Origin of the sequence: Streptomyces sp. NPDC032940 (assembly GCF_040636935.1) — a bacterium.
Lineage (GTDB): Bacteria > Actinomycetota > Actinomycetes > Streptomycetales > Streptomycetaceae > Streptomyces.
In genome coordinates this window covers 133,089-156,208 of the sequence record NZ_JBEZVJ010000007.1, presented here as the reverse complement: position 1 = coordinate 156,208, position 23,120 = coordinate 133,089, and the positions used below count along the sequence as shown (strand labels likewise).

18 protein-coding genes are annotated in these 23,120 nt (G+C 70.9%); 3 read left to right on the top strand and 15 right to left on the bottom strand.

Annotated features, from left to right (window positions below):
* Nucleotides 1–143 precede the first annotated feature (143 nt).
* Nucleotides 144–1,382, top strand: a complete 1,239-nt coding sequence (locus tag AB0E77_RS12385) for a DMT family transporter (RefSeq protein WP_361569083.1) — start codon at nt 144–146, stop codon at nt 1,380–1,382.
* On the opposite strand, the gene AB0E77_RS12380 is transcribed toward AB0E77_RS12385, so the two are convergent.
* Nucleotides 1,372–2,634, bottom strand: a complete 1,263-nt coding sequence (locus tag AB0E77_RS12380) for a transglycosylase family protein (RefSeq protein ID WP_361569081.1) — start codon at nt 2,632–2,634, stop codon at nt 1,372–1,374. The two genes, AB0E77_RS12385 and AB0E77_RS12380, sit on opposite strands and share 11 nt — an antisense overlap.
* A gap of 292 nt (nt 2,635–2,926) precedes the next feature.
* Here AB0E77_RS12380 and gndA point away from each other — a divergent pair, with 292 nt between their 5' ends.
* The gene (gndA, locus tag AB0E77_RS12375; protein WP_361569079.1) at nt 2,927–4,366 is read left to right on the top strand and encodes an NADP-dependent phosphogluconate dehydrogenase; all 1,440 of its coding nucleotides are present in this window, start codon (nt 2,927–2,929) and stop codon (nt 4,364–4,366) included.
* Nucleotides 4,367–4,842: 476 nt separating this feature from the next.
* Here the strand turns inward: gndA and AB0E77_RS12370 are convergent, their stop codons facing one another.
* The 3 genes from AB0E77_RS12370 to panD are packed head-to-tail and all read right to left on the bottom strand — an operon-like array spanning nt 4,843 to nt 6,298.
* The gene (locus AB0E77_RS12370; RefSeq protein WP_361569077.1) at nt 4,843–5,505 is read right to left on the bottom strand and encodes an aspartate/glutamate racemase family protein; all 663 of its coding nucleotides are present in this window, start codon (nt 5,503–5,505) and stop codon (nt 4,843–4,845) included.
* 3 nt (nt 5,506–5,508) lie between these two features.
* Nucleotides 5,509–5,853 carry a GNAT family N-acetyltransferase gene (locus AB0E77_RS12365; protein WP_361569075.1) on the bottom strand — a complete coding sequence of 115 codons (345 nt, stop codon included), beginning with the start codon at nt 5,851–5,853 and terminating at the stop codon, nt 5,509–5,511.
* A 25-nt stretch (nt 5,854–5,878) separates the two neighbouring features.
* Complete coding sequence (gene panD, locus AB0E77_RS12360) at nt 5,879–6,298, bottom strand: aspartate 1-decarboxylase (protein WP_361569073.1); 420 nt, start codon at nt 6,296–6,298, stop codon at nt 5,879–5,881.
* A gap of 1,079 nt (nt 6,299–7,377) precedes the next feature.
* On the opposite strand from panD, the gene AB0E77_RS12355 reads away from it, so the two are divergent.
* A complete protein-coding gene (locus tag AB0E77_RS12355) occupies nt 7,378–7,746 on the top strand; it encodes a hypothetical protein (RefSeq protein ID WP_361569071.1) in 369 nt (122 codons plus the stop codon).
* Nucleotides 7,747–7,780: 34 nt separating this feature from the next.
* Here AB0E77_RS12355 and AB0E77_RS12350 read toward each other — a convergent pair whose 3' ends face one another.
* From AB0E77_RS12350 to AB0E77_RS12300, 11 genes are all read right to left on the bottom strand, one after another.
* Entirely contained in the window at nt 7,781–9,175 is a 1,395-nt protein-coding gene (locus tag AB0E77_RS12350; RefSeq protein ID WP_361569069.1) for a DUF6519 domain-containing protein, read from the bottom strand.
* A 67-nt stretch (nt 9,176–9,242) separates the two neighbouring features.
* Nucleotides 9,243–11,366 carry a hypothetical protein gene (locus tag AB0E77_RS12345; protein ID WP_361569067.1) on the bottom strand — a complete coding sequence of 708 codons (2,124 nt, stop codon included), beginning with the start codon at nt 11,364–11,366 and terminating at the stop codon, nt 9,243–9,245.
* A complete protein-coding gene (locus AB0E77_RS12340; RefSeq protein WP_361569066.1) occupies nt 11,363–14,482 on the bottom strand; it encodes a putative baseplate assembly protein in 3,120 nt (1,039 codons plus the stop codon). Before AB0E77_RS12340 ends, AB0E77_RS12345 begins: the two co-directional genes overlap by 4 nt.
* An 83-nt stretch (nt 14,483–14,565) precedes the next feature.
* The gene (locus tag AB0E77_RS12335; RefSeq protein ID WP_361569064.1) at nt 14,566–17,391 is read right to left on the bottom strand and encodes a putative baseplate assembly protein; all 2,826 of its coding nucleotides are present in this window, start codon (nt 17,389–17,391) and stop codon (nt 14,566–14,568) included.
* The gene (locus tag AB0E77_RS12330) at nt 17,388–17,750 is read right to left on the bottom strand and encodes a GPW/gp25 family protein (RefSeq protein WP_361569312.1); all 363 of its coding nucleotides are present in this window, start codon (nt 17,748–17,750) and stop codon (nt 17,388–17,390) included. Before AB0E77_RS12330 ends, AB0E77_RS12335 begins: the two co-directional genes overlap by 4 nt.
* A gap of 363 nt (nt 17,751–18,113) precedes the next feature.
* Nucleotides 18,114–18,650, bottom strand: coding sequence for a phage baseplate assembly protein V (locus AB0E77_RS12325; protein ID WP_361569062.1), 537 nt, complete (start codon nt 18,648–18,650; stop codon nt 18,114–18,116).
* Nucleotides 18,647–19,729 (bottom strand): hypothetical protein, encoded by a 1,083-nt coding sequence (locus AB0E77_RS12320; protein ID WP_361569311.1) that lies wholly within the window; start codon nt 19,727–19,729, stop codon nt 18,647–18,649. Before AB0E77_RS12320 ends, AB0E77_RS12325 begins: the two co-directional genes overlap by 4 nt.
* Nucleotides 19,730–19,764: 35 nt before the next feature.
* Complete coding sequence (locus AB0E77_RS12315; protein ID WP_361569060.1) at nt 19,765–20,097, bottom strand: LysM peptidoglycan-binding domain-containing protein; 333 nt, start codon at nt 20,095–20,097, stop codon at nt 19,765–19,767.
* A 30-nt stretch (nt 20,098–20,127) separates the two neighbouring features.
* Nucleotides 20,128–20,769, bottom strand: coding sequence for a hypothetical protein (locus tag AB0E77_RS12310; protein WP_361569058.1), 642 nt, complete (start codon nt 20,767–20,769; stop codon nt 20,128–20,130).
* A gap of 61 nt (nt 20,770–20,830) precedes the next feature.
* Nucleotides 20,831–21,088 (bottom strand): hypothetical protein, encoded by a 258-nt coding sequence (locus tag AB0E77_RS12305; protein ID WP_361569056.1) that lies wholly within the window; start codon nt 21,086–21,088, stop codon nt 20,831–20,833.
* A complete protein-coding gene (locus AB0E77_RS12300; RefSeq protein WP_361569054.1) occupies nt 21,085–23,100 on the bottom strand; it encodes an ATP-binding protein in 2,016 nt (671 codons plus the stop codon). The genes AB0E77_RS12305 and AB0E77_RS12300 overlap by 4 nt, the downstream gene beginning before the upstream one ends.
* Nucleotides 23,101–23,120: the final 20 nt, after the last annotated feature.

Genomic DNA, 23,120 nt, shown 5'->3' with positions numbered 1-23,120 from the left:
CCTCGTACTCCATCGGTAGTAGGACTCAATGAGTGCTCAGGGACGACGACGGGAAGATCCTGAGACGGCATCGTGTTCTTCATGGAAGACGACCGTTCGCCGCAGCGGGCCCCGGGCCCCCGCCTCTCGCAGAGGAGCAGCCGATGAGCGCCCTCGCGTTGTCCGTGCTGCTGTCGCTCGTCTCCGCCGTCGCGTACGCGGGCGGGGCGATCGTGCAGGAGCGCGTCGCGGCGTCCTCGGGCGAGGTCCAGTACGCGCCGCTGCGCCGGCCCGGCTGGTGGGCGGCGGTCGGCCTCAACGGCCTCGGCGGTCTGCTGCACGTGGTGGCACTCGCCTGCGGTCCGCTGAGCCTGGTGCAGCCGCTGGGGGCGCTCACCATCGTGTTCGCGCTGCCGATGGCGGCGCTGTTCGTCGGGCGCAGGGCCGGTGCGACGGCCTGGCGGGGCGCGATCATGGCGACGGTCGGTCTCGCCGGCCTGCTGTCCCTGGTCGGCGCGGCCGACGCCCAGTCCCTGGACACGACGCAGCGCGTGGCGGTGGCCGTGGTGACGGCCGGCGCGATCGTGACGCTGATGATCGCGGGCCGCGCCGCCCAGCGGCATCCGGCGGTGCGCAGCGTGCTGCTGGCGACCGCGTCCGGCATCGCGTTCGGCATGTCCTCGGTGTTCACCAAGACGGTGGCGGTCGACTGGACCGGCGGCGTGTCGGCCGCCGACCTGCCGTCCCTGGCGGTGATCGGCGTGCTCGCCACGGCCGGCATGCTGCTGTCGCAGGCCTCCTACCGGGGCGCCGGCCTCGCGGCCCCGCTGGCGGTGCTGACGGTCGTGAACCCGGTGGTGGCCGCGGTCGTCGGCATCACGATGTTCGGCGAGTCCTTCCGCTACGGCACGACCGGCACCGTGCTCGCCCTCGGCTGCGGCGTGGTGGCCGCGGGCGGACTGATCCTGCTGACGACGGAACGGCTCGCGCGGGAGGCCGCGGCGGAGGCCGTGGCAGGGACCCGCGCGGAGGCCCTGGCCGACGACGGTCCGGTGTCCGGGACCGGTGTGCTCTCCGGGGTGGAGGCGGCCTGCGCGGCGGCCGTGCCGACGGCGGCCGGATCCGGCCGTGGCGAGCGGGGACCGGAGGTGCCGGTGACGGTCGAGCCGGTGATCCCCGCCGCGGTCGCGCCGCCGCTCGCCCCGCACCCCACGAAGGTGTTCCTCCCCGGGCCGGTCCCGGCGCCGGTCCCCGCCACCGTGGCCGCCGCGGAGGCGTACCCCGCTCCCGAAGCGACGGAGCCCGCGGCCGAGGACCGGTTCGTCTCGTTCGGGTCCTTCTACGCCAACCCGTACGTCCCGCTGCCCGTCCTCGACCAGCGCCGGGTGCGGATCAGATCCTGACGCCGCCGGCCCGCAGATACGCCACCGGGTCGACGTCCGAGCCGAAGCCGGGCCCCGTCCGCACCTCGAAGTGCAGATGCGGGCCCGTGACGTTGCCGGTGGAGCCCGACCGTCCGATGCGCTGGCCGGCGCCCACGGACTGGCCGTCCTTCACGGAGATCGCCGACAGGTGCGCGTACTGGGAGTAGCGGCCGTCGGAGTGGCGGACCACGACCTGGTACCCGTAGGAACCGCCCCACCCGGCGCTGACGACCCGGCCCGCGGCGACGGACTTGACGGAGGTGCCGGTGGGGACGGGGAAGTCGACGCCGGTGTGGTAGCCCTTCGACCAGGACGAGCCCGCCTGGTGGTACGGCGTGCCGGTGGAGGCGTCGACGGGGGCGACGAGGGCGTGACCGCTGGTGGCCTTGCTCTTGCCGGCGAACGAGGACGGCTTCCCGGTCCGCTTCTGCTGGGCCGGCTTCTCCTTGGCGGGCTTCTCCGCGGTCCGCCGCTGCTCGGCCGGCTTCTTCTTCGGCTGCTGCTTCGGCTCGGCCGCCGGAGACGCCTTGTGCTCGGCGCGGGGCGCCGTGGCCGCGCGCTCACCGCGCAGCGCCAGCCGCTGACCGGGCAGGATCAGGTCGGGGTCCGCCCCGATCGAGGCGCGGTTCGCCTCGTACAGGCCCTCCCAGCCGCCCGGGACGCGGTGGCTGTCGGCGATGCCGGACAGGGTGTCGCCGGTGACCACCGTGTACATCCGGGCCTTCCCGGCCCGGGACTGCGGTGTGGTCTGCGGGCGTACGTCGGGTGCCTTGCCGGATGCCCCCGCGGACTTCCCGGCCGCGCCCTCCTCCGCCCCCGCACCCCCGGCCGGGTGCACGTCGGGCGTCTCGCCGCCCCGGGTCAGTCCGGCCCGCACCGAGCACACCGGCCAGGCCCCGGGTCCCTGTCCGTCCAGCACCTTCTCGGCGACGGCTATCTGCTGGTCCTTGGTGGCCAGATCCGCACGCGGCGCGTAGGCGGTCCCGCCGAACGCCTCCCACGTGGACTGGGTGAACTGCAGGCCGCCGTGGTAGCCGTTGCCGGTGTCGATGTCCCAGTCGCCGCTGGACTCGCAGGCGGCGACCTTGTCCCAGGTCTCCACATCGGCCGCCTGGGCGGTGCCGGTGCCGATGAGCGGCAGCGCGATCCCGGCGCCTCCCGCGGTGACGGTCAGTGAGGCCCGGTTGATCCTGTTCGGCTGGTACCGGCGGTGCCGGCCGCGTACGGCCATGGGTGTCCCCCTCGACATTGCGTCAGGAGGGGCAAAAGTAAAGGCCGCTAACAGGCCATGACAAGACGGCAATCAGCCGGTTGGTCACGTCAAGTGGCGAAGAAACAGCGCCCGTTGGCCGGGCAGCACGCCCGGGCGGTGAGGCCGCGGGCCCCTGCCGTACGTACTGGAGGGCGCCGGGCCAGGACGTGCGACCGGTGTACCGGCACGTCAGGATGGTCCGGCGGCATACTGACGCGCACGACCGGCACCATCGACACCGAGATCACCGAGGCCATGAGGAGCCAAGCCAATGAGCACTGCAGCGCAGATCGGCGTGACGGGACTCGCGGTCATGGGCCGCAACCTCGCCCGTAACTTCGCCCGCAACGGCTATACGGTCGCGGTGCACAACCGGACCGCGTCGCGCACGCACGCGCTGGTGGAGGAGTTCGGGGACGAGGGCGACTTCGTGGCCGCCGAGACCGCCAAGGAGTTCGTGGCGGCGCTGGAGCGCCCCCGCCGCCTGGTGATCATGGTGAAGGCCGGCGACCCGACCGACGCGGTGATCGAGGAGTTCGCGCCGCTGCTGGAGCCCGGCGACATGATCATCGACGGCGGCAACGCCCACTTCGCAGACACCCGCCGCCGCGAGCGCACCCTGCGTGAACAGGGCATCCACTTCGTCGGCACCGGCATCTCCGGCGGCGAGGAGGGTGCCCTCAACGGTCCGAGCATCATGCCGGGCGGCTCGCGGGAGTCGTACGCCTCGCTGGGCCCGATGCTGGAGAAGATCTCGGCGAAGGCGGCGGACGGGGCGCCCTGTGTGACGCACGTCGGTCCCGACGGCGCCGGGCACTTCGTGAAGATGGTGCACAACGGCATCGAATACGCCGACATGCAGCTGATCGGCGAGGCGTACCAGTTGCTGCGCGACGTCGCCGGGTACTCCCCCGCCCAGATCGCGGACATCTTCCGCACCTGGAACACCGGCCGCCTCGACTCGTACCTGATCGAGATCACGGCGGAGGTGCTGTCGCACGTGGACGCGGCGACGGGCAAGCCGTTCGTGGACGTCGTCGTCGACCAGGCGGAGCAGAAGGGCACGGGCCGCTGGACCGTGCAGATCGCGCTGGACCTGGGGGTGCCCGTGTCGGGCATCGCGGAGGCGGTCTTCGCCCGGTCGCTGTCCGGGCACGCGGCGCTGCGCGAGGCCTCGCGCGGGCTGGCGGGCCCGGAGGCGAAGCCGCTCGGCGAGGCGGAGGCGGCGGCCTTCGCCGACCGGGTGGAGCAGGCGCTGTACGCGTCGAAGATCGTGTCGTACACGCAGGGCTTCCACGAGATCGCGGCGGGCAGTGAGGAGTACGGCTGGGACATCGACCTGGGCGCGGTCGCCTCGATCTGGCGCGGCGGCTGCATCATCCGCGCGGCCTTCCTGGACCGCATCCGCGCCGCGTACGACGCCCGGCCGGACCTGCCCAGCCTGCTGTCGGACGAGACGTTCGCCCGGGAGATCGCCGACGCCCAGGACGACTGGCGCGAGGTCCTGACCGCCGCCATCCGCCAGGGTGTCCCCACGCCCGGCTTCGCCGCGGCCCTCGCCTACTACGACGCCCTGCGCGCCGACCGGCTGCCGGCGGCGCTGACTCAGGGACAGCGGGACTACTTCGGCGCGCACACGTACCGTCGGACGGACCGGGAGGGCTCGTTCCACACGCTGTGGGGCGGGGACCGGTCGGAGGTCACGGCGTAAGGCGACGCCGGTCGAGGCCCTCGGCGCGCAGGTCAGGTGAGCGGCGGCCCCGGTTCCGGGTCGGGGACCGGCTCCGGCCCCGGCGGGATCGGTGACGGTGAGGGCTCCGGCGGACCGGGGTGCGGGGGCGGCGGGGCCGGCACCGGGCCCGGCGAGGGCCCGGGGCCCGGGGGCTGCGGCGTCGGCTCGGGTCCCGGCCCGGGGGGCTGCGGGGCCGGCACCGGGCCGGGGTCCGGCGGGGGCGTCGGCTCCGGGCCCGGTCCGGGTGTCGGAGGCGCGGGTGTCGGGTCCGGGCCCGGGGTGGGACCGGGCGGGACGGGATCCGGATACGGGTTCGTCATGGCTGGGTCCTCCGGCCAGTCGGTCGACAGCGGCTCTGGACTTGTCCCCCGCCTACCCGACCGCGGTGTCCCCACTCACTCCCCCGCAGAACGGACGGGACCCGAGTGGCCGATGCGCCCGCGCCTGCCGGAGCGTCACGGAGCCCGTCGGACCGCGGGCCGGCCGTTCCGCACGGCCCGCGCCCCGGCGGCCAGTCCCGGTGCGGGACTCGCCAGGACCGGGACCCGGGTGGCCGTGAGCCGCCCGGCGGGCGCCATGGACGCCTGGGCGAGGACGATCGCGTCGGCGCCGGTGACCGCGTCGGCCGCGTCGGCCACCAGCTGTGCGTAGCGGTCGGTGTCGCCGGCCTCGAAGCACGGCCAGGCACCGTCGACCAGGCGTGTCCGCACCTCGACCGGGCGGCCGGCACGCCGGGCCTCCTCCGCGAGGAGCGCCCGGGTCGGCGCGAGCGTGCTCTCCAGGGCGGCGAGGACGACGACGCGCGGGCCGGCGGCCACCGCGGCGGCGGCCATCGGCCGGTCGACCCGCAGCACGGGCACTCCGGCGGCGTCCGCGGCGTCCTCGGCGATGCCGCCGAGGGTCGAGCAGGTGCACAGCACGGCTCGCGCGCCGTCGGCGACGGCCCGCCGCAGCACGGTCAGCACGTCCGCCCGCACGGCCTGCGGCCCCTCGCGCCGGGCCCGGTCCAGCAGCCCGGCGTCCACGTGGTGGCGCAGGGCGAGGCCGGGATGCGCCACGTCGCGCAGGGCGTCGAAGACCGGTATGTGGACGGGTGAGGTGTGCAGCAGGGCCAGCACGTGTCAGAACCGGCCGGGGTGGGCGACGAGCCACTCCTTCGCCGCGCGCAGCAGCTCGGGGTCGGCGGCGGGGGCCTCCTCCGGGTGGCGGGCGGCCCACTTGACGACGTACGGGCACAGCGGGGCGACGGTGACGCCCTCGCCCCGCGCCATGGTGTACAGCTCACGCGCGAGCGAGCCCGCGATGCCCTTGCCCTCGTGGGCCGGCTCGACGACGGTGTGCACGGGAACGAGGGCGCGCTCGGGGGCCTCGAGGACGAAGTACTCGATGCGGCCGACGACCTCGCCGTCGGCCCTGGCCTCCAGGCGGCCCGCCGCCCGGTCGTCACGGATCTCGATGTCGCTCACGGGCACGCTCCTCGCGTGAAGGGGGTCAGGCCGACACGGCCTGGGGGCTGCGCTCCTGGTCCGTTCCCGGCACCGGTTCGGACGCGTCCGCACCGAGCTTCACGATGCGATTGTCGCCGTCCACGTGCACGACCCGCGGCTTCAGCGACCGCGCCTCGGCGTCGGTGACCTGAGCGTAGCTGATGATGATCACCAGGTCGCCGGGGTGGACGAGATGGGCGGCGGCCCCGTTGATCCCCACCACACCGGAGCCGCGCTCGCCCTCGATGACGTAGGTCTCGAGCCGGGCGCCGTTGGTGATGTCCACGATGTGCACCAGCTCACCGGGCAGCAGATCGGCGGCGTCCAGCAGGTCGGCGTCGATCGTCACGGATCCCACGTAGTGCAGGTCGGCCTGGGTGACGGTGGCGCGGTGGATCTTGGACTTGAACATGGTACGCAACATCGGGGCACTCCCACAGATAGGCTCCCTGCCTGCCTTTTTGCAGGTCAAGGGCTGTTTCCACACTTTACAACCGGTCGCACGTCCGGGCAGTGTTCCTCAGTTTCTTCAGGACTCATGCTGACCACTTGCCGGCTCTTCTGATGCTCCCCCAGGTAGCCGGGGAAGGCTTCGCCCACTCTCGCGGACCCACCGGGGCGACGGCCCAAGCCTACGCAGCACCCCCGATGGGCGTCCGTGATCACCGTCACGAAGGCGGGCTGGACGGCAGTCAGGAGCGGCGCCCACAGCTCCGTCCGTCCTCTGACACGGCCGCCGGCCTACTGCGGGAGACGCGATGTGCCGGACCCGTATCGCCTGTCGATACTCCAAGGGCCGGATGCCCGTCGTCCTGTCCACCGCCCGACCGTCCGCAGCCGACTGCAGCCAGCGCCGGCACGGAGCGGTGCCACAGACGTTCGTACCCTTGAATGCCGATGCTCTGGAAGAAATTCCAGCACCGGGAAGAATCGTCACCCGCTCACCTGGGCGTCACACCAATTTCGGAAGTTCAGGCCGGCCGGCCCTCACGAGATGCCCCGCATCGAGGACCACCCGCATCCCGTCTCTGTCAGGGCCGGGGGATGCGACGTCGGTGCGACAGCAGGCGGCCTGACCACCGCGCGGAATCACCCCGGCCCCATCGCGGGCGCATTCCTGCCATACGCGCATCTGGCCAGGTCAGACGGCATGGGTACTCAGGTTGCAACCCGTAACACATCACGTCAGCATGGGAGGTGCAGGGCTCAGTGCTGACGGATTTCAGTCGCTGCGTCGCCCTCGGAGCCAGGCCGAGGTCTGGTGGGTGTATCAGGAGTGGGCGCATGGAGAGCGGATGGGTGTCGTGCGAGAACTGCGGTAGCCGTCAGCGGAGATCGCCGACAGCCAAGACGTGCGCTCGCTGCGGCTACCGATTCGACGCCACGGATCCGTATGACGGTGTCGTGGAACCCCCAGCCCCGCCTTCCCCTCCGCCTCCGTCACCGCCTCCCCCGCCCCCACCGCCTCCCCCGCCGCCTCCCCCGAGGACGGAGAGCGGAATCGTGGAGGGCACGGTCCGTGATGTCCAGACCCGGACAGAGCATGGGGGAAAGGATGCGGCGAGCCAGTTCGTCCTCAATCTGCGGGTCGAGGAATATGACGACGCCCTCGACCGGGTGAGAATCGTACCGATCGAGATGAAGGGGGTGATCTTCGAAGGTTCCGTGGCCAACGGCGACCGGATTCGCGCGAGTGGTCGCATGCGGTCCGGAACGCTGCGGGTCAAGAAACTGCACAATCTGACGACCGGCGCTGACGTCTCTGCCAGGTCGTACTCGAAGATAGGATGTGCGATTTTCCTGCTCTTCGTCGTGGCCATGGTCGTGTTCTTCGTCGTGATGTCAGGAATGCAGCCCTCGGGGCAGCCGTAAGGTCGGTGAGAGGCCGTCCGCGAGGTCATCGTGACTACTGGTGTCGAAGGGGGAACGGCACTCGCAGATCGACCACCGTGTGATCGCCGGAGGCTTGTGGCATGACGACCGCCAGGGGTGCGTAGTGGTAGTCGATGCCCTGAGGTCGTCTTGGCTGGGGCCGGCCGTTGAGCCCTCTGGGCCACTCGACGTCACCGGTCGCGGCCCGGACCGGAATCGTCCAGTAGTCACCGCGGCGATATTGCGGAGCACGCTCGACATCTCCCTCGAAGCGCACTTCGAGGCCGTCCTCGAGCGCAAGCCAGACTCCCTCCCTGACGTGCTGGGTGCCCTCGCTGTTGACGCCGGTAGCGGGGTCGTGGCTCTCGCCCCTCCCCGCCGTTCCGTGGTCCCAGCGGCGAAGCACCGGGTGACGTGCGGAGACCGTTCCGACGTCCGGCTGGTACGGATCGGTGGCCGGATCGTGGTCGAGGACGACCGTTCGTCCGGCGTGGTCGATCTCCTTGACGGTGTAGAGGCGAGGGCATTCCTCCTCCCACGCGTCGGTGGCGGCCCGGCAGACGGAAGCGTCATCGACGATCTCCACCACGTCGTCGATGTCGAGCCCGAGTCTGACGTCCCGGCCCAGCGTCGCGAGCTCGATCGATGCGCTGTTGACCGCTTTGACGGGCAGGGTCACCGAGCCGTTCTCCCGGGACCACTTGAACGTCGCGGTCTCTGCGGTTCCACCCCGGTGCACCTCCACTCGGTAGAGCTGATTCTCCGGCCCGCGGTATCCGGACTGCGGCGTCACGTCACTGGGTACTCCGTCGCTCTCCGGGTTGCGGACGCGGGCGGAAAGCAGGGGCCGGGGCCGGAACCTCCGGCCGATCTCATCACGCAGGACCTGCGGTGCTGTCTTCATGTCGGGAGTGAAGGTCTCGCTGTCCAGGCCCATCCAGCACAGCTGCCAGACCACACGGGTGCGCACGGTCGTGTCAGGGCCGTGCAGCCCCAGAGCGACCTCGCGAATGCGGGGCGCTTCCACAGCCGTGACCAGCCGCTCCCAGACCCGCAGATAGATCATGAACGGGCTGCTGGGGAGCTGGTCACGCTCCCGCCGCCCTGGATCGAATTGTCCGTCCGGCTGGCTCCAGTAGTCGGTGCCGTCGCATTCGCAGAGAATTCCGTCCACGTAGATCCGGCCAGGCGTCACGGTGAAGTTGCTTCCGTCGAACGTGTCGACGCAGAACCCGCCGGGGCCCCGGCCGGGGCCGGCAGGGAACGCCACCGGACCGAGCAGGTCGGCGGCCAAGGTGCGCATGTAGTGCAGCAGGATCGCTGTCTGTTCGTTGATCTCGGAGTCGAGCTGTACCCGTCCCTGCTGAGAAAGCACGGATGAAAAACGCTGGGCCGGGTCGAAGGTGAGCCGAGAGAAGTCTCCCTGCATGCGGTTGCGCTCCCTGAAGGACGGGGTGGACTGGTGACGGCTGGGCAGTGGTCGGCGGGGCAGTGCGTCACGTGACGAAGAAGACTCCCGCGTCGCACCCGACCGGGGTGTGTTCGGCGAGGCGGGCATGCAAGTTGTCCTGACGCTGCGGACGGTAGAGGTCGTGCAGCGCCCCGGGCTCCGACCCGTCGTCCGCTCCGCGAAGGATCTCCTCGGCACATGTGTCGGCGAGTCGGACGTAGTCGGGTGTGCCGTACCGCGTGCCGGCGAACTTCAGCGCGACACGGTCCGGGTCACCCGAGTGCTCGGGCTGACAGAACAGGCGGCGCGGGGTACGGGAGGCGGGCGGCAGCCAGCTGAAACGGATACGTCCCCTGGTCCGCTCGGCGATCTGGACGTCGCCGTCCAGCACACAGTTCTCCACCACGTCGACGGCGCGGGTCCGTACGGACCCGATGACGGTGGTTCGCCGTGCCGTGAGAAGCGCGTGAGCGTACCGCCCCTCCGGAGCGGCCAGCGCAGCGAAGTCCCGGTGGGTGGCGTCGAGGACGCTGTCGGAGAAGCAGATCCTGTTGGGTTCCGTCGCGGTCTCGTCCCCGCTGACGACGACGGTGCCGAGAATGCTGTGCTCCACCTCTACGGAAACCGGCGTGTCGATCAGTTCCAGGCCTGCCTCCTCGGGTGACCGCGGCAGACCTTGCGCGTCGAGGGACCAGCCGGGCACGAACGTGCAGTGGCGTACCACGAGTTGTCCCACCTCGCCCCGGACCTGGACGCTGCCTCCGGTGACCAGGAGGCCGTCAAGGACGATGCTCGGCAGGAGCGCACGGCGCGGCCCGGTGCCCGTGATCCGCAGGGCGGAGGCGTCCTCGGTCCTGTCGGACAGTGCGAGCACCGGTCGTGAGCCGTCCTCGGCTCGCAGGGTGAGGCGGTCCTCGGGCCCGAGAGTGATGTCCTGCAGGTCATGATGGACGTCGTTGCCAGTGATCTCGACGACCGCTTCGGTGTGGTGCGGTCTTTCGGAGCGCCATCGCTCCAACGCAGCGGTGAGGTCGGTGTGTTCCTCACCCGGCCCGACCCGGTAGTACGCGACAGTCGGGGCCACGGTGTCCTGCGGACGCGGGTACTCGCCTCCGCCGAAGTCGTGCGAGAACGCATGGTGGTAGGTCACTCGTACCCCTCGCTGCAGGTCTGTCTGCTGGGAGAACCTGATGCGTCCGAGAACCGGGTCGAGAGCCACCTGGCCGGCGTGTGGGGCGTAGCTCCAGTCGGACAGGTCCGCGGACACGATGCGATCCGGGGCCACGGCGTCGTCCTCGGGGTGCGGTCCTGTCCATACGCACACACTCTTGAGCGGGCCGTAGTAGTCGTACAGCCGCTCGGTGAGAGCCCTGCGCCGAACAGGTGCCGGGACATTCATCTCGTCTGCGACGTGGCAGGCCCCGGGCTCGGGAACCGGCCTGGTGAACAGCTCGGTGTCGTGGCCGAGAACGCTGAACGCGTAACACGACCGCGCCTGGTCCACGCAGCGGGCGGGAGCCCGGGTCACCGAGTGGGACCGCAGTCGCCACACGTGGAGGCCGACGCCTGGGATGTTGTACCGGCCGATGCGGCGGGCAGCGTCCGCGCGGGGCACTTCGACGGTGTGCGCCAACTCGTCGAAGGGCCCGTCGATCCGGTCCAGGGCGTCGATTCGGCGCACGTCGACCAGGGCGCCACGGATCGGTCGGCCCGGTGCGTCGTGTTCGTCGGCGGCATATCGCCGGACCGGCTGGGTGACGGCGAGCAGATGACGGCTCTCCACTGCCCGGCTGGGCCAGTCCGCGACATCGGCGGCCAGGTCTTCGAGCAGGGCGAGGGTGCCCTTGCGCCGGCGGTTGGCGACCGTGTTCGCGACGTCCCTGCGAGGCACGGCGGCGGTGAGCAGCCCGTGCCCCGGCGAGGAGGAGTCGGAGAGCGCGGCGGCTGTCCCGGGCAGCATGCGGTAGCCGACGAGGTCGCCGATGTAGGGCACCACCCAGTCGTCGCAGGTCTCGATGAACCAGTTGTCGTAGAGCCGCTCGATGTCGTCCTGGACGACGCACGCCTGCGCGGCGACGGCCGCGAGCAGCTCGTACAGCTTGCCGCCGCGTTCCGCGTCCAGCCGTCGGTGCACCGCAGGCAAGAGCGCGTACACCTGGTCGGGGGTCATGGGATCCTCCGCAGGACGAGAGTCTCGGGCAGCGCCGGATCGAGGAGCACGAGTTGCGCAGGGCGCAAAGCCCGCCGTACGACCATCGTCGCGCCGGGAGTCCGGGGGAAGCCGTCGGGATTCAGCAGCGCAAGCTGTGCTTCGGTGAGTCCGTTGGCGGCTGCCACCGACGCCATCGTTTCCCCGGGGGCCGGTGCGTGGAGGGTGTCGCGGTACCCCGCGGGGTGTCCGGGAACGCAGGGGGCGGCCGTGAGTTCCCTCGCGCTCCGGATGATTTCGGCCTCGTCGACATCGTCCCCCATACCGGCGAAGGCATCGACGTCCACGAAGTCCACCCCGGGAACCGCCTGGGCGGTGGCGATGGCGGTACTCAGGAAGACGGGCCGGGCGAGCTCCGCCGAGGCGAAGCCCAACCGCTTCAGCAGAGCGGACCGGACCGCCTGTTCGACCATGTCCCGCGAATGGTCCGGCAACGTGCGGACGCCGAGCGACAGGACGATCCGTACCCGTTCAGCAGCCTCCACGCGCACCGGCAGCGCCGGGTCCCCGTACCGGACGAGAGCCGACTGGAGCGCGTCCAGGAGCAGTGAGTGGGCGTCGAGGGGGGCGTTGCCGGCGGCGTCGACGGTCACGTGCACGAATTGACGAGTGCCCTCGGCACAGCGGCGTGCGACGGCTTTGCCGATGCCGGCGAAGCCCAGGGCGAAGTCTTCGTAGTCGCGGACCGACACCAGTCGGTCAAGGGTGCTGAGCGGCAACGGCACACCGTGGCGGGCTTCTTCCCGGCCGTCGGCGTCCGTGCCTCCGGTGGCGGGCAGCGGATTGGTGACACCGCTGACCCCGAGGGGCCGGCTGACCACCTGGTCGACCTGTCCGGCTGCGACATTGCTCGCGGCTCCCCCGCCGATGCGGTAGTGGGCCGTGACGTTCTCCACGCCGGTCGGCAGCCGAGAGCCGTGACGGCCGTCGCCGAACTCGACGGCTGCTCCGCCGTCGATGCCGACGCGCAGACGGTAGACGGGGGCGAGGGGGTCGGCCGCGGTCAGATCGGCGGTTCGCTGCCATTCCACACCGGAGACCCGGACGGTCAGGGCTTCTCTCGCACCGTCGGACCTGCGCGCGGGCAGCCAGGTGAGGGGGCCCTGACGCAAGGGGAACACCTGCCCCGCCTGAGTGGCGTCTCCGCTGCCGAGGATCTCGTTCCTCGTCTCCCCCGCGGTCGCGAAGACGACGTTGCCGTGTACGACGACGGTGTCCCTGCGGTACCGGTAGGCGAGTTCCGTGGTCAGGGTGAGCGTGGTGCGTACGCCGTGGCCGCGAAGCGCAGCGTCGAGTCCTTGCCGCACTCCGGCGAGCATGGCCAGTTCGGTGCCCTGCACCCCGGAGACGTTCGGGATGTCGGCGCGTTCCCCGGAGACGATGAGCCAGCGGCCGGGCGTGAGTCCCTCGTAGGCACCGGCGAGCACGATGGCGTCACCTGCGACCACGGAGGTGTCCGGGGGGTCCGCGAGGGGGAGGGTCTCGCCGGCGGCCCAGACGGTGGTGGCGCGTCGGACGGAGAGGTCGTCGGGATCCTCCGCCCACGACTCCGCGAGCCGCAGACGGGTCACCCGCGCGCCGTAGTGCTCGTCGGCCACGGACAGTTGGGTGACGTCGGTGACTCGAATGACCCGGGTCGTCGCGGGACCGTATGCCCGGTGCACGGCGATCCAGCTGCCCGGCAGGATCGTGTCGTAGACCGAGTCCAGGAGGAGGACGTTCCCGTCGTTCGTGAAGTCGTCCTGTTCCGACCGAGCGGCTGCGGACGCCGACCTCAGCAGCCTTCTGACGCGAGCCGGGTCGGCGATCGTCGCACCGAGGGGAGCTGCTTTCACACGGAAGCACTGCACACCGGCCGGCTCGGCCGCTGTGACCGAGACGGTGTCCAGGGCGCGATAGAGCGTCTCGGCCAGCTGGGGATTTCTCGCGGTGAGCAGGCGTGACATGGCGTCGGAGTCCGGGCCGAAGAGTTCGCTGACGGGGGTGGCCATCTCGGTGGGATTGCGAGGAGGCCGGGAGGGCGGACGCTGGAGCCCGTGCAGAACCTGACGGCCGAGTCCGAGGGGCGTGACGGAGGGTTCTCCACCGGAACCGACCGGGGAGGGCTCACCGACCGTGTCCGCGGATGGGCACGTCACGGCTTCGGCGGCGGTTCGGACTGCCGTGACCCGGGCTGCCACCTTGTCGAGCAGTTCGGTGGCTTGCGCCGCGTCGGCCTCCGCGCCGGAGATGCGCTCGCGGAACGACTGCAGCTTGTCGTCGAGTGTTTCGGCCAAGGCGTCCGGATCCCGGAGGATGTCACCGGCGTGCAGAATGTCGCGCAGCACCCGCAGGAAGTCCGTGAACGGTGTGGACGGCTGGGGTCTGCGCACGGTCTTGTCCACGTCCTCGCGAAGGGCCTGTACCGCGCGCTGCAATTGACGTGCAGAACCAGAACCCGCCGTGTCCAGCAGTACGGTGGTCCGGCCGCGGTACGGATCCGGTCGGGTGCTCTCCACCATGCGGACGAGGTTCCGGCTGGGGTCGCCGAACGTGAACAGCAGACGGTCACCGGCGCCGAGGTTGGGCTGGACACCGTCGAGTTCGAGCTTGCCCATGGCCTCGGCCTCATCGGGACCGATCGAGGCGGGGTCGGTCGCGCGGACCGGGATTCGGTTCCATTCGGCGCGGGCGTCGAGGTCCTCCGCGGTCTCGAACACCTGGGGCAGCCCTCCGGGCGCCGGAGTGCTTCTCACCTGCGATCCGGCCGGGATGGTGCAGCGAGTGCCGGCGTCGAGGGTGTAGGCGAGGAAGGTACCGGCCGCGAGCGGTGGGCGGGGCCGGTGGCCGACCAGCCGTCCGAGCCTGACCAGTGACTCCTGCTCGGTGGCGGTGCGCAGGTAGCCCTCGTTGGCGATCCGTTCCTGATAGAAGGTCAGGATGTCGGCGATCAGGGCCCAGCCCTCCATGAGGGCGATGGACGGGTCGTCGGGTTCCCGTGTGGTGAGCGCTCCGGGCGACGCCTTGCCTGCGAGGGCCGATCCGGCGAGCATCGACCTCAGGAACTGGTCGTAGGTGCCCGCGCGGTACCGCAGCATCGGCAGAGCGGGCCGGTTCCAGATACGTGCGGGGGTGGCCGGGCGATTGCCGGGGCAGCTGCCACACCGGCAAGGGGAGGGGCTCATCGTCCTCCTCGCAGGTCGAGGGTCAGCCAGCCGTTCTCCGGCCGGGAGGAGTCGCCGTCGAGTCGCGCGATCTCCAGGGGACGTAGCCTCAGCACACCGGAGGGAGGGACGTCCGGGCCAGGACCCGCACCGCTCCCGGGGAAACGGTGGAGCCGGCGCAGCCGCGTCACCTCGGCGTGCCGGACGCCGGGGATCCCGGCCACCGCGGCGACCAGCGCGCTCGCCCGTACCGGTGTGCCGAAGGTGAGGGCGTCGGGATCGAAGAAGCCCCGGCCTCCCTCGGGCTGCGGGCCGGGCAGCAGTACCCGCAGAAGGGCTTGACGGACATGGCCGGCCAGGTGATCGGGGTCGACGAAGACGGTCAGGGCCACGTCGAGAGGGACCCGGCGTGCGGGTCCGGTGACTACGTCATGGCCGATGCGGCGAAACCTGTGCAGGGCCAGACGCACGTCCTCCGACAGCCTGTCCGGCGGGTCGGAGGTGCCTTCGGCGTCGAGCGCGACGTCCGCTTCGTACCAGCCGCCTGTCCACCGCAGGACGGCGGCGGCCCGCTGGACTCCCGGGTGCCGGCCGGCGAGAGTCTCGTAGTCCTCGGCCGTGACGGCCCTGAGTAGCTTGCGGTACGGCTCACGCGGTGCGGCCAGTCGTACCTGCTGAACGGGTTCGGGATCGACACCGCACCTCGCCGGCAGGGGGTTGCGCACCCGGATGACGCCGTCCAGCGATGTGGACCGGGAGGAGATCCGGTTGATGGCTTCGCTGCCGACGTTACCGGCCCGGCCGTTGCCGGTGCGGTAGGAGGCGAGGAGTTGCTGTCCTGGAAGGGGGGCGACTCCGCAACGGCCGTCCCCGAAACGGAGATGCAACCGACCCGCCTCATCGGTCTCGCCGACCACGTGGCGGTCGCGGGGGCCGCTGGCCAGCAGGTCGCGACGTGGTGTCCAGGCCTCGCCGCGGCTGCCGGCCGCCCGGAGCCGAACGGCGGGAACGGCCTCGCGGGGGTCCGGACGCATGGCCGCGGACGCCGGACCGTGCAGCACGGGATTGTCCGGGTCGATCAGCCACGGAGCGTCCTCCCCCCAGGTCCGCGCGAGCTCCCAGCCGATGTCGGCCCGGTCGAGCACGTAGCCGGACCGGGCCCGTGCGGCGAGTGCTTCGAGTCGGCGCAGCTTGCGGTCCAGGTAGGCGTCGAAGCGCCGGAGAAAGCCGGCGAGGCCTGGTCGTGAACTCCGGTCACCGCGCAGGCCGCCGAGAACGTCCGCCTCGAACAGCGTTTCGAGGAAGCGGAGATCGGCCGAGGACAGCGGCCCGTCCGACTGCCGCAGGTTCTCCAGCCGCGCCCGTGCGCGAGCCGCCAGCAGGGACAGCTGCCGGCTCTGCCCGGCGGAGACTGCTGCCGGGCGAGGATAGGGCTCGGCCCAGGTGACCTGGGTACCTGCCGGCATCGACACGGAACGACGGCCGGTGTGCCCGGGGACCGTACCGGGACAGCTCTGCTCGGAGCCGCGTACGGCGGGTCCTTCGATCGTTTCCGGGAGGCTTCCGGGGCCCCAGGTGTTTTCGATGCCGTGCTCGACGAGAATCACGTTGCCACGGGCGACGGCCACGTTCGTGTGATCGCGGTCGGGGCCGCCGCGGGCGGTGACGCGCAAGGGGAAGGTGAGCGCGTCCTCGTCGGCCCATTCGACCTCGAGCACCTTGGTGTCGTAGAGCGCGTCGCTGTTCCGGGTGACCTTGGTGAGGCGCACGGCCTGCCGGTGGTTCGGGTCGCGGTCCGACTCGCTGCCGGTCCAGGGGTCCGCGATCTCCTCGAACACGATCACATCGCCGGGGGCGAGCAGCAGCGGGCGGTCCGTTCCCGCGTCCCGGGGCCGGGCATCCAGCAGCGTGGCCCGGGTGGTGCCGGCGGGCAGACAGTAGTCCTGATCGCCCCACGTCCACAGGCCGATGCTGTTGTGCTCGGGGCGCAGCACGACGGTCCGCCGTTCCAGCGGCCGGTACACGAGAGGGTGGCCGGCTGTCAGGAGCTCCGCCGGGAGCACGGCGCCCGACTGTGGGATACGGTCCGGCGGGAAGGCGGTGAAGGCGAGATCGTCCAGGCACAGGGTCAGCTGCTCGCTGGTCTCGACGCAGACGAAGGTCCGGGCCGCACACCCGTCGTGCATCGGATAGTCGACCAGGCGGGCATGGCGTCGTACGGAGGTCCGTAGCCGGGCCGTGTCGAGGTACGCCTCGGTCGCGACGGCGTCCTGCTGGTAACTGAGCTGGTCGCCGACGTGCGCGAGGAGTTCCACGAGGGTGACGCCGAGGTCGGGTGCGTGCCGCTCGGTCCACTCCGGCATGGTGAGGGCCAGTCGTTCGAACAGCAGCCGGCGGAAACTGGCGTAGTCCTTGGCGAGGTAGTCGATGGCGGGTGCCGGGTGCGGGGGCGGCGGACCGGTCCCGTCGGTCGGCCTCGGGGGTGCCGTCTCGGGGGCGGCCTGCCGGAACGAGAAGGCGCGACTGTCGTAGCAGCGGTCGAAGCCCTGCCCGAGGGCGCGGAGCCGGTAGTCGAACCCTTCGCCCGGCCGGTCGAGTTCGAGGGTGAGGCAGTTCGCCAGGTCGGCCGTGCCGGTGACCGAGACGACGCGGACGCCGTGGCCCCGCCGTCCGCCCTCGACGCGGAAGCTGTGTTCGTCCAGCCCCTCGGGGAGCGTGCCGAAGAAGAGGACGGTGAGACTGCGCCGGTCGGAGGAGACCGACACACTGTCGATGCCGGCCAGCTCGGCTGCCCGCACTGCGGCGCGTCGCCGCTCGCCGTCACTGAGCGGACGGACACTCATGCTGATGTCCCCCCGCGCAGGAGCACGTTCATGCTCTCTCCGGTCGCCGTCAGTACGTAGCTCACCGAAACCGCCAGCGTCGACTCCTCGGCCCTGACCGTCAGGGATTCGACGGTGAGCAGGTCGCCGAGCCAGCGCTGGAGGGCGGCCTGTGCGGTCATCTCGACGGCCGCGGCCAGTTCCGGGCCGTTCTGGGCGAACACGAGGTCGAGCAGACCGCAGCCGAAGTCCGGCCGGTTCACCCGTTCACCGGGGGTGGTGAAGAGCACCTGCTCGACCATGCCGCGAACATGGTCGGCGTACCTGGTCGCCGAAGTCCGGCCACTCGCGTCGACGTCGTACGGGAAGTCGATGTGCATCGTGGTCACGTCCCTCGCACCCGTAGCTGCATGGCCTGGACGACGGGTGGGCTGGGCGGTGTGCCGACACCCACGCCGGCGCCCGTGCTCGGGGGCGGAGTCGGCTGGAGCAGCACCGGCAGCCCGTTGACCAGGACCCGGGTGGAGGTCTGGGTCCACCGGATGCTCGTACAGGGCGGCGCTCCCAAGGAGGCCGCTGGGAAGGCGCAGCCGAGCACGACGAAGGTGTCCGCTGTCGTGGCGACGGGTTGTGAGCCGACGAGGACCCGCTGTTGGGCCGGTGCTGGAGGGTTCGCGGGCCCTTGGTGGGCGCACGTCATCGTGGCGCCGCTGTGGAGGATCAGTCCCGGCATTCCTTCCTCCTCACAGCACCGTCAGCGCGTCGCCGTTGATGTGCACCCGCGTTCCGTCGAGCACGATGCTGGCGCGGCCGGGGCCGCACGAGATCTCGATGGACGTCTCGTCGATTCTGATGAACGGCCCAGCCGTGCCGTGGAGTTGCAAGGTGATGGCGCCCCCGCCGGCCGGACCGCTCTGGTCACTGATGACGAGGGCGTTGTGTGACGGCGTGGCGAGTACGATTTGCGGGACTCCGGGTGGAGTCGACTTCGCGGCGAGTGGCACGTCGTCTGTGCCGCCGCGCCAGAAGCCGGTCCACACGGCCCGGTTGGGATCGCCGTCGAGGAACTGCAGCCACACCCCGGAGTTCGGCAGCGGGACGACGTACATGCCGCTGGCGGTCCCCGCCAGCGGCGACAGAGGGGTGGCCCAGACGCTCGTGTCGTCCCCGAGGACCTCCGGTACCCGGACCAGCAGCCGGCCCAGCTCGCCGGGGTCCACGTTGGACACCACCACGCCCTGGTACAGGCCGTGCCACTTCTTCACGGACGATGCCCTCACGGAACCACCACCGGCAGGCTGGAGACGAGGGCGTCGCGGGTGAGAGTGAAACTCTGCTTGTACGCGCCGCGGGAGATGTCATGGGTGACACTGCGCACGTAGTAGAGGCCGTCGTACGTCAGGCCCGCGCCGCGCACCCCCACGAGTCGGCGGGAGCGCAGCACGTGCCCGTAGCGCAGGACGTCGAGCTCGCCCTGACCGGTCACGGCGTCGGCGGACCGGGCGGCACGGCCCAGTCCGCCCAACAGAGTCTCCGCGAGTGACCTGCCGGTCTGTCCGGTCAGTGGTTCCTCGCGCAGAGCCGGTACCGGGCGCAGGGCGAGAGGCGGGTGGAGCAGACCGACGTCGGGGGCCGGAACGGTCTGCTCGGTCTTGGCGACGGGTTCGACGAACCGAGCCGTGTACCGGGTGTGCGACAACCCGTCGAGGCTGAAGCTCAGCGATTCCACGTTGTCCGCCGTGCCGGAGTCGACCGTGAGCGCCGGCTGCGGCAGACCGACCCGCACCTCCGGCCCCCAGTAGGCGATGCTCGCTCCCGGAACGGGGCCGGGTTCGATGAAGAAGACGTGGCCGACGTCCGTGGCCAGCGCGCGCAGATAGGCGAGGTCGGTGGCGGACTGTACGGGGACTTCCACGGTCGGGTTCGGAACGCTGCTGATCACGGGCGGGACGGCCAGCGGAACGATCCCGTACTGTGCGTATCCGGCGCACACCAGGCTTGCGCGCAGATCATGCGGCAGTCCGGGGTAGGAGCGTTCGACATGCTCGAGGTCCATGAGCAGGGACAGATCCTCACCGGTCAGTGTGAGGGTCGAACTGCCCGGCGACTTGCCCGGGTTCATCTCCTGACGCGTGGTCACTCCGTCCATGAGGACATGTGGCACTCCCGCGACCACGGCCGCCACGACCACACGGGTCCGGGGATCCAGCAGCCCCGAGGGCAGCATCACCTCGGTGAGAACCGACCGCTTGCTCACGGCGAACACCAGCTGGAAGCCGCTCGCCGCATCGCTGGACGAGGTGACCTGCACGGACTGCAGGGCGTCGACGAGAAGGGGCGGAGCCGGCACCGGAACCATATGACCCATGAGAAGCATGAGTTGAAGGCTGCGCGTCATGAGGGCGTCCGGGTCGGGACCGTGCCGGGGCTCCCGGGCGGGCCGGCGGGAAGAGCGATCCGCAGCCGGCGGCCGGGCTCCGCCGTGAGATCGTCGAGTCGCATCGCCCCATTGGCATCGGCGATCCTCCACGCCTGCTCCGGATCGCCGTACTGCCTGGCCGCGATCCGGTCCAGCCGGTCGCCGGGTTCGACCACCTGTACGCCGACGGACAGCAGGTCCCCGGGCTGAGGCAGGAATCGACGCCGCACGTACATGACGGTCCGTCCGTCAGGTGTGGTCAGGGTCGCTGTGGCGATGCCGTGGTACCGGCTGGTGGGGTCGAACATCAATGCCTCTCGGAGACGTCCCGTCGCGATTCAGATCCCGGTGTAGCCGACCGCTCCCGGGCCTTGCCCGATCAGTGCCGCGAACCGCTCCTTGCTCTGCTGGTATCGGATGTAGAGCGCCCCCGCCTTGTGGGAGAAGCCGACATCGTCGACGGTGAGGACGCGGACGGACAGACCGACCTTGGCCCTGATGGGGTTGAGTTCCCCGTCGCACGCCTCCTCCGTGACGGTGAGATCCGTGATGCGCACGGGGAGGACCCTGCGCCGCCCGAGCACCAGCACCGTCAGGGGGGCCTCCGCCGGAGCGATCTGCAGCATTCCCTGGGACGCCATGTCATTCTCGTGCGTCAACTGGGCACTGCTCGGACAGACCGCCGTCTCCAACGCGGACAATGCCCCGAACAGCCCAGCGCCCGCCGTGGGCGCCGTACCGGTCACCAGCTGCAGCTGATCTGCCGCATCGAACTCCGCGTCGATCTTGAGCGTCTCCTGCGGCGGTCCCTTCAGCCGCAATGCCTCCAGCCGGTCCCCCGCATCGCCCCCGGCGGTCCGTGGCTGGAGGGTGCGGGTGAGCGTGTCGGGGTTGTACTGGAACGGTGCCACACGCAGGACGCGCCCCTGGGCAGGGTCGAGGAAGACGAATCCTCCGCGGAGCGGGGTGGGCGTGCTCATCAGGGCCCGCCCTCTCTCCGTGGCACCACCGGCATCGGGTACGGCGTTCCGACTCCCTTCCTCATCCGGTACCTCCTCGTGGCAGGCGCAGCGTGCCGTGGACCGCACGGGCGATCCGGCGTCCGAGAAGGGCGGAATCCTCCGTGGTGGAGATCGGCGGCGGGGTGGCGCGGTGCAGGTGGTGGTCCTGGTGAGGGGTGACCGGGTCGCCGGACAGCAGGTCGACGAGTTCGGATTCCAGGGCGGTACGCAGTGCCGCGGGGGAGCCGGGGGTGATTCCGTCGAAGACCAGTCGTCCGATGTGCAGCTCGATTCTCACGGCGTCACTCCCGCGGAGCCGTGCCAGACGAAGTCGCCCTCGGACAGTGGCATCTCCACCTTCTTCAGCTCCGTGCGCGCGGCTGCCAGCACCGTCTCCATCCCGATGGCGGTGCTCTCAGCAGCCGCCGCGAACGCCGCATTGAGCGCAATGTTGCGGATCATTCCGCCGCTCAGCGGCAGCCCGGCGAGGTGGTCCAGGTCGAGTGAGTCGACCGGGGCCGACCGCGGGAAGACCTGTGCCCACATCTCACGGCGTTGCGCGGTGTCGGGAAACGGGAAGGGAACGACGAACCGCAGCCGCCGAAGGAACGCGGTGTCCAGTGACCGCCTCAGATTCGTGGCCAGGATCGCCAGTCCCTGATACGCCTCCATGCGCTGCAGCAGATAGCTGACCTCGATGTTGGCGTACCGGTCGTGAGAGTCCCTGACCTGGCTGCGCTTGCCGAACAACGCGTCGGCCTCGTCGAAGAAGAGAATGGCGCCGCCCGGTTCGGCCGCGTCGAACAGCCGGCGCAGGTTCTTCTCCGTCTCCCCGACGTACTTGCTGACGGCTGCCGAGAGATCGACTCGGTACAGGTCGAGGTTCAGATGCCGTGCGAGGACCTCGGCCGCCATCGTCTTGCCTGTGCCGCTCGGACCGGTGAACAGCGCACTGATCCCCAGTCCCCGATGGTGCTGCTCGGCGAAGCCCCAATGGTGGTAGACCGTGCAGCGCAGCGCCACCTGGTCGCCGATCTGCCGCAGTAGGGCCGTCTCCCGGGCGGGCAGCACGATGTCGTCCCAGGTGGCCTTCGGCTCCAGACGCTGCGCCAGGGCGCCCAGGCGCGGCCGGGTGCGCGACAGGCACGAACGCCACGCGGCGTCGGGGTCGGCGGCCGATGCCGTCGCGATCTCCTGGATCGCGGACAGATCCAGCGCGAACTGCCCGGCCAGACGATCCGCGTCCGTCGGCGGGAGCACCGTTCGCCACGCGGCAGCCCGTTCGTCGACCGGCGGTGGTGCGACGTCCACAGCGTGCGTCGGAGCCGGGACGTCGGACCGCGGCTCCCGGGTCGCGACGAAGCACGGGCCTCCGCTCCGCCGCAGGAAGCGCCCCACGGACCAGGCACCGTGCTCGTGTGGCGTGACGTCGGGTTCGACGTCGTCCGCGTCAAGGTAGAGGGCGAGGGGAAGGAGCAGGGCCTCTCTCTGCCAGAGCTTCGCGATGGTCTCGAGATCGGCGGAATCTTCGGGCAACTGTCCGGCCGGCAGCCGGTACAGCAACAGACCGAGTCCGGCGGCGGACTGCGCGGCGACCGACTGCTTGCTCTCCGGATCGGTGCCCAGGAGTTGGATGACAGGCTGCCGGACCCCGGTCCAGGCGGATCCCTTGCTCCAGTGCGCCGCGATCTCCTTCTCCGCGACGTGCCGGTACGGCGCGGGACCCACCGGTGTGACGTGCGACTCGACGGGGGTGAGCAAGGGTTCGAGCCGGTCGTCGAGGTAGTCGAGTCCCTTGACATGGTTCACGATCCGCTCGTCGGCGCGCAACCGCCGGGTGACGAGGGGTTGTTCGGCGGTGCCTCCGACCTCCACGAGCCTCCAGAACCGCAGCCCTCGACAGGGGGACATGACGTCCCAGGCGGGACCCGGGAAGAGGGACAGCGCAAGCCCGAACGTGGGGCCGGACAGCGAGAGGTGGCCCTGAGCCTCACCGCACAGGGCAGCGATCGAGGGGTCCAGCTCCGGGGCGACACAGAGCAGCAGCGTGTGTCGTTCGAACTCTGAGAGCCCGAGGAGAGCCCCGAGACTGATCAGGGCGGGAGGGGGATGGGCCTGCGCCGCGTCTTCCATCTCCTGTGCGGCCGCCCTCAGTCCCTCCTCGGTGCCGGTCGGGGCGTCGGGCTCGGACCGCTTCTCGATGTGCGCACACAGCGTCTGTCGCAGCCATGCGAGCGCGGCCGACAGATACCGGTTGTTGTCCTTCTCCCAGTCGTCCGCGCGGCCTTGTGACGATGGGGAGCCCGGCATCGGCTGGGGACCTGCCGGAT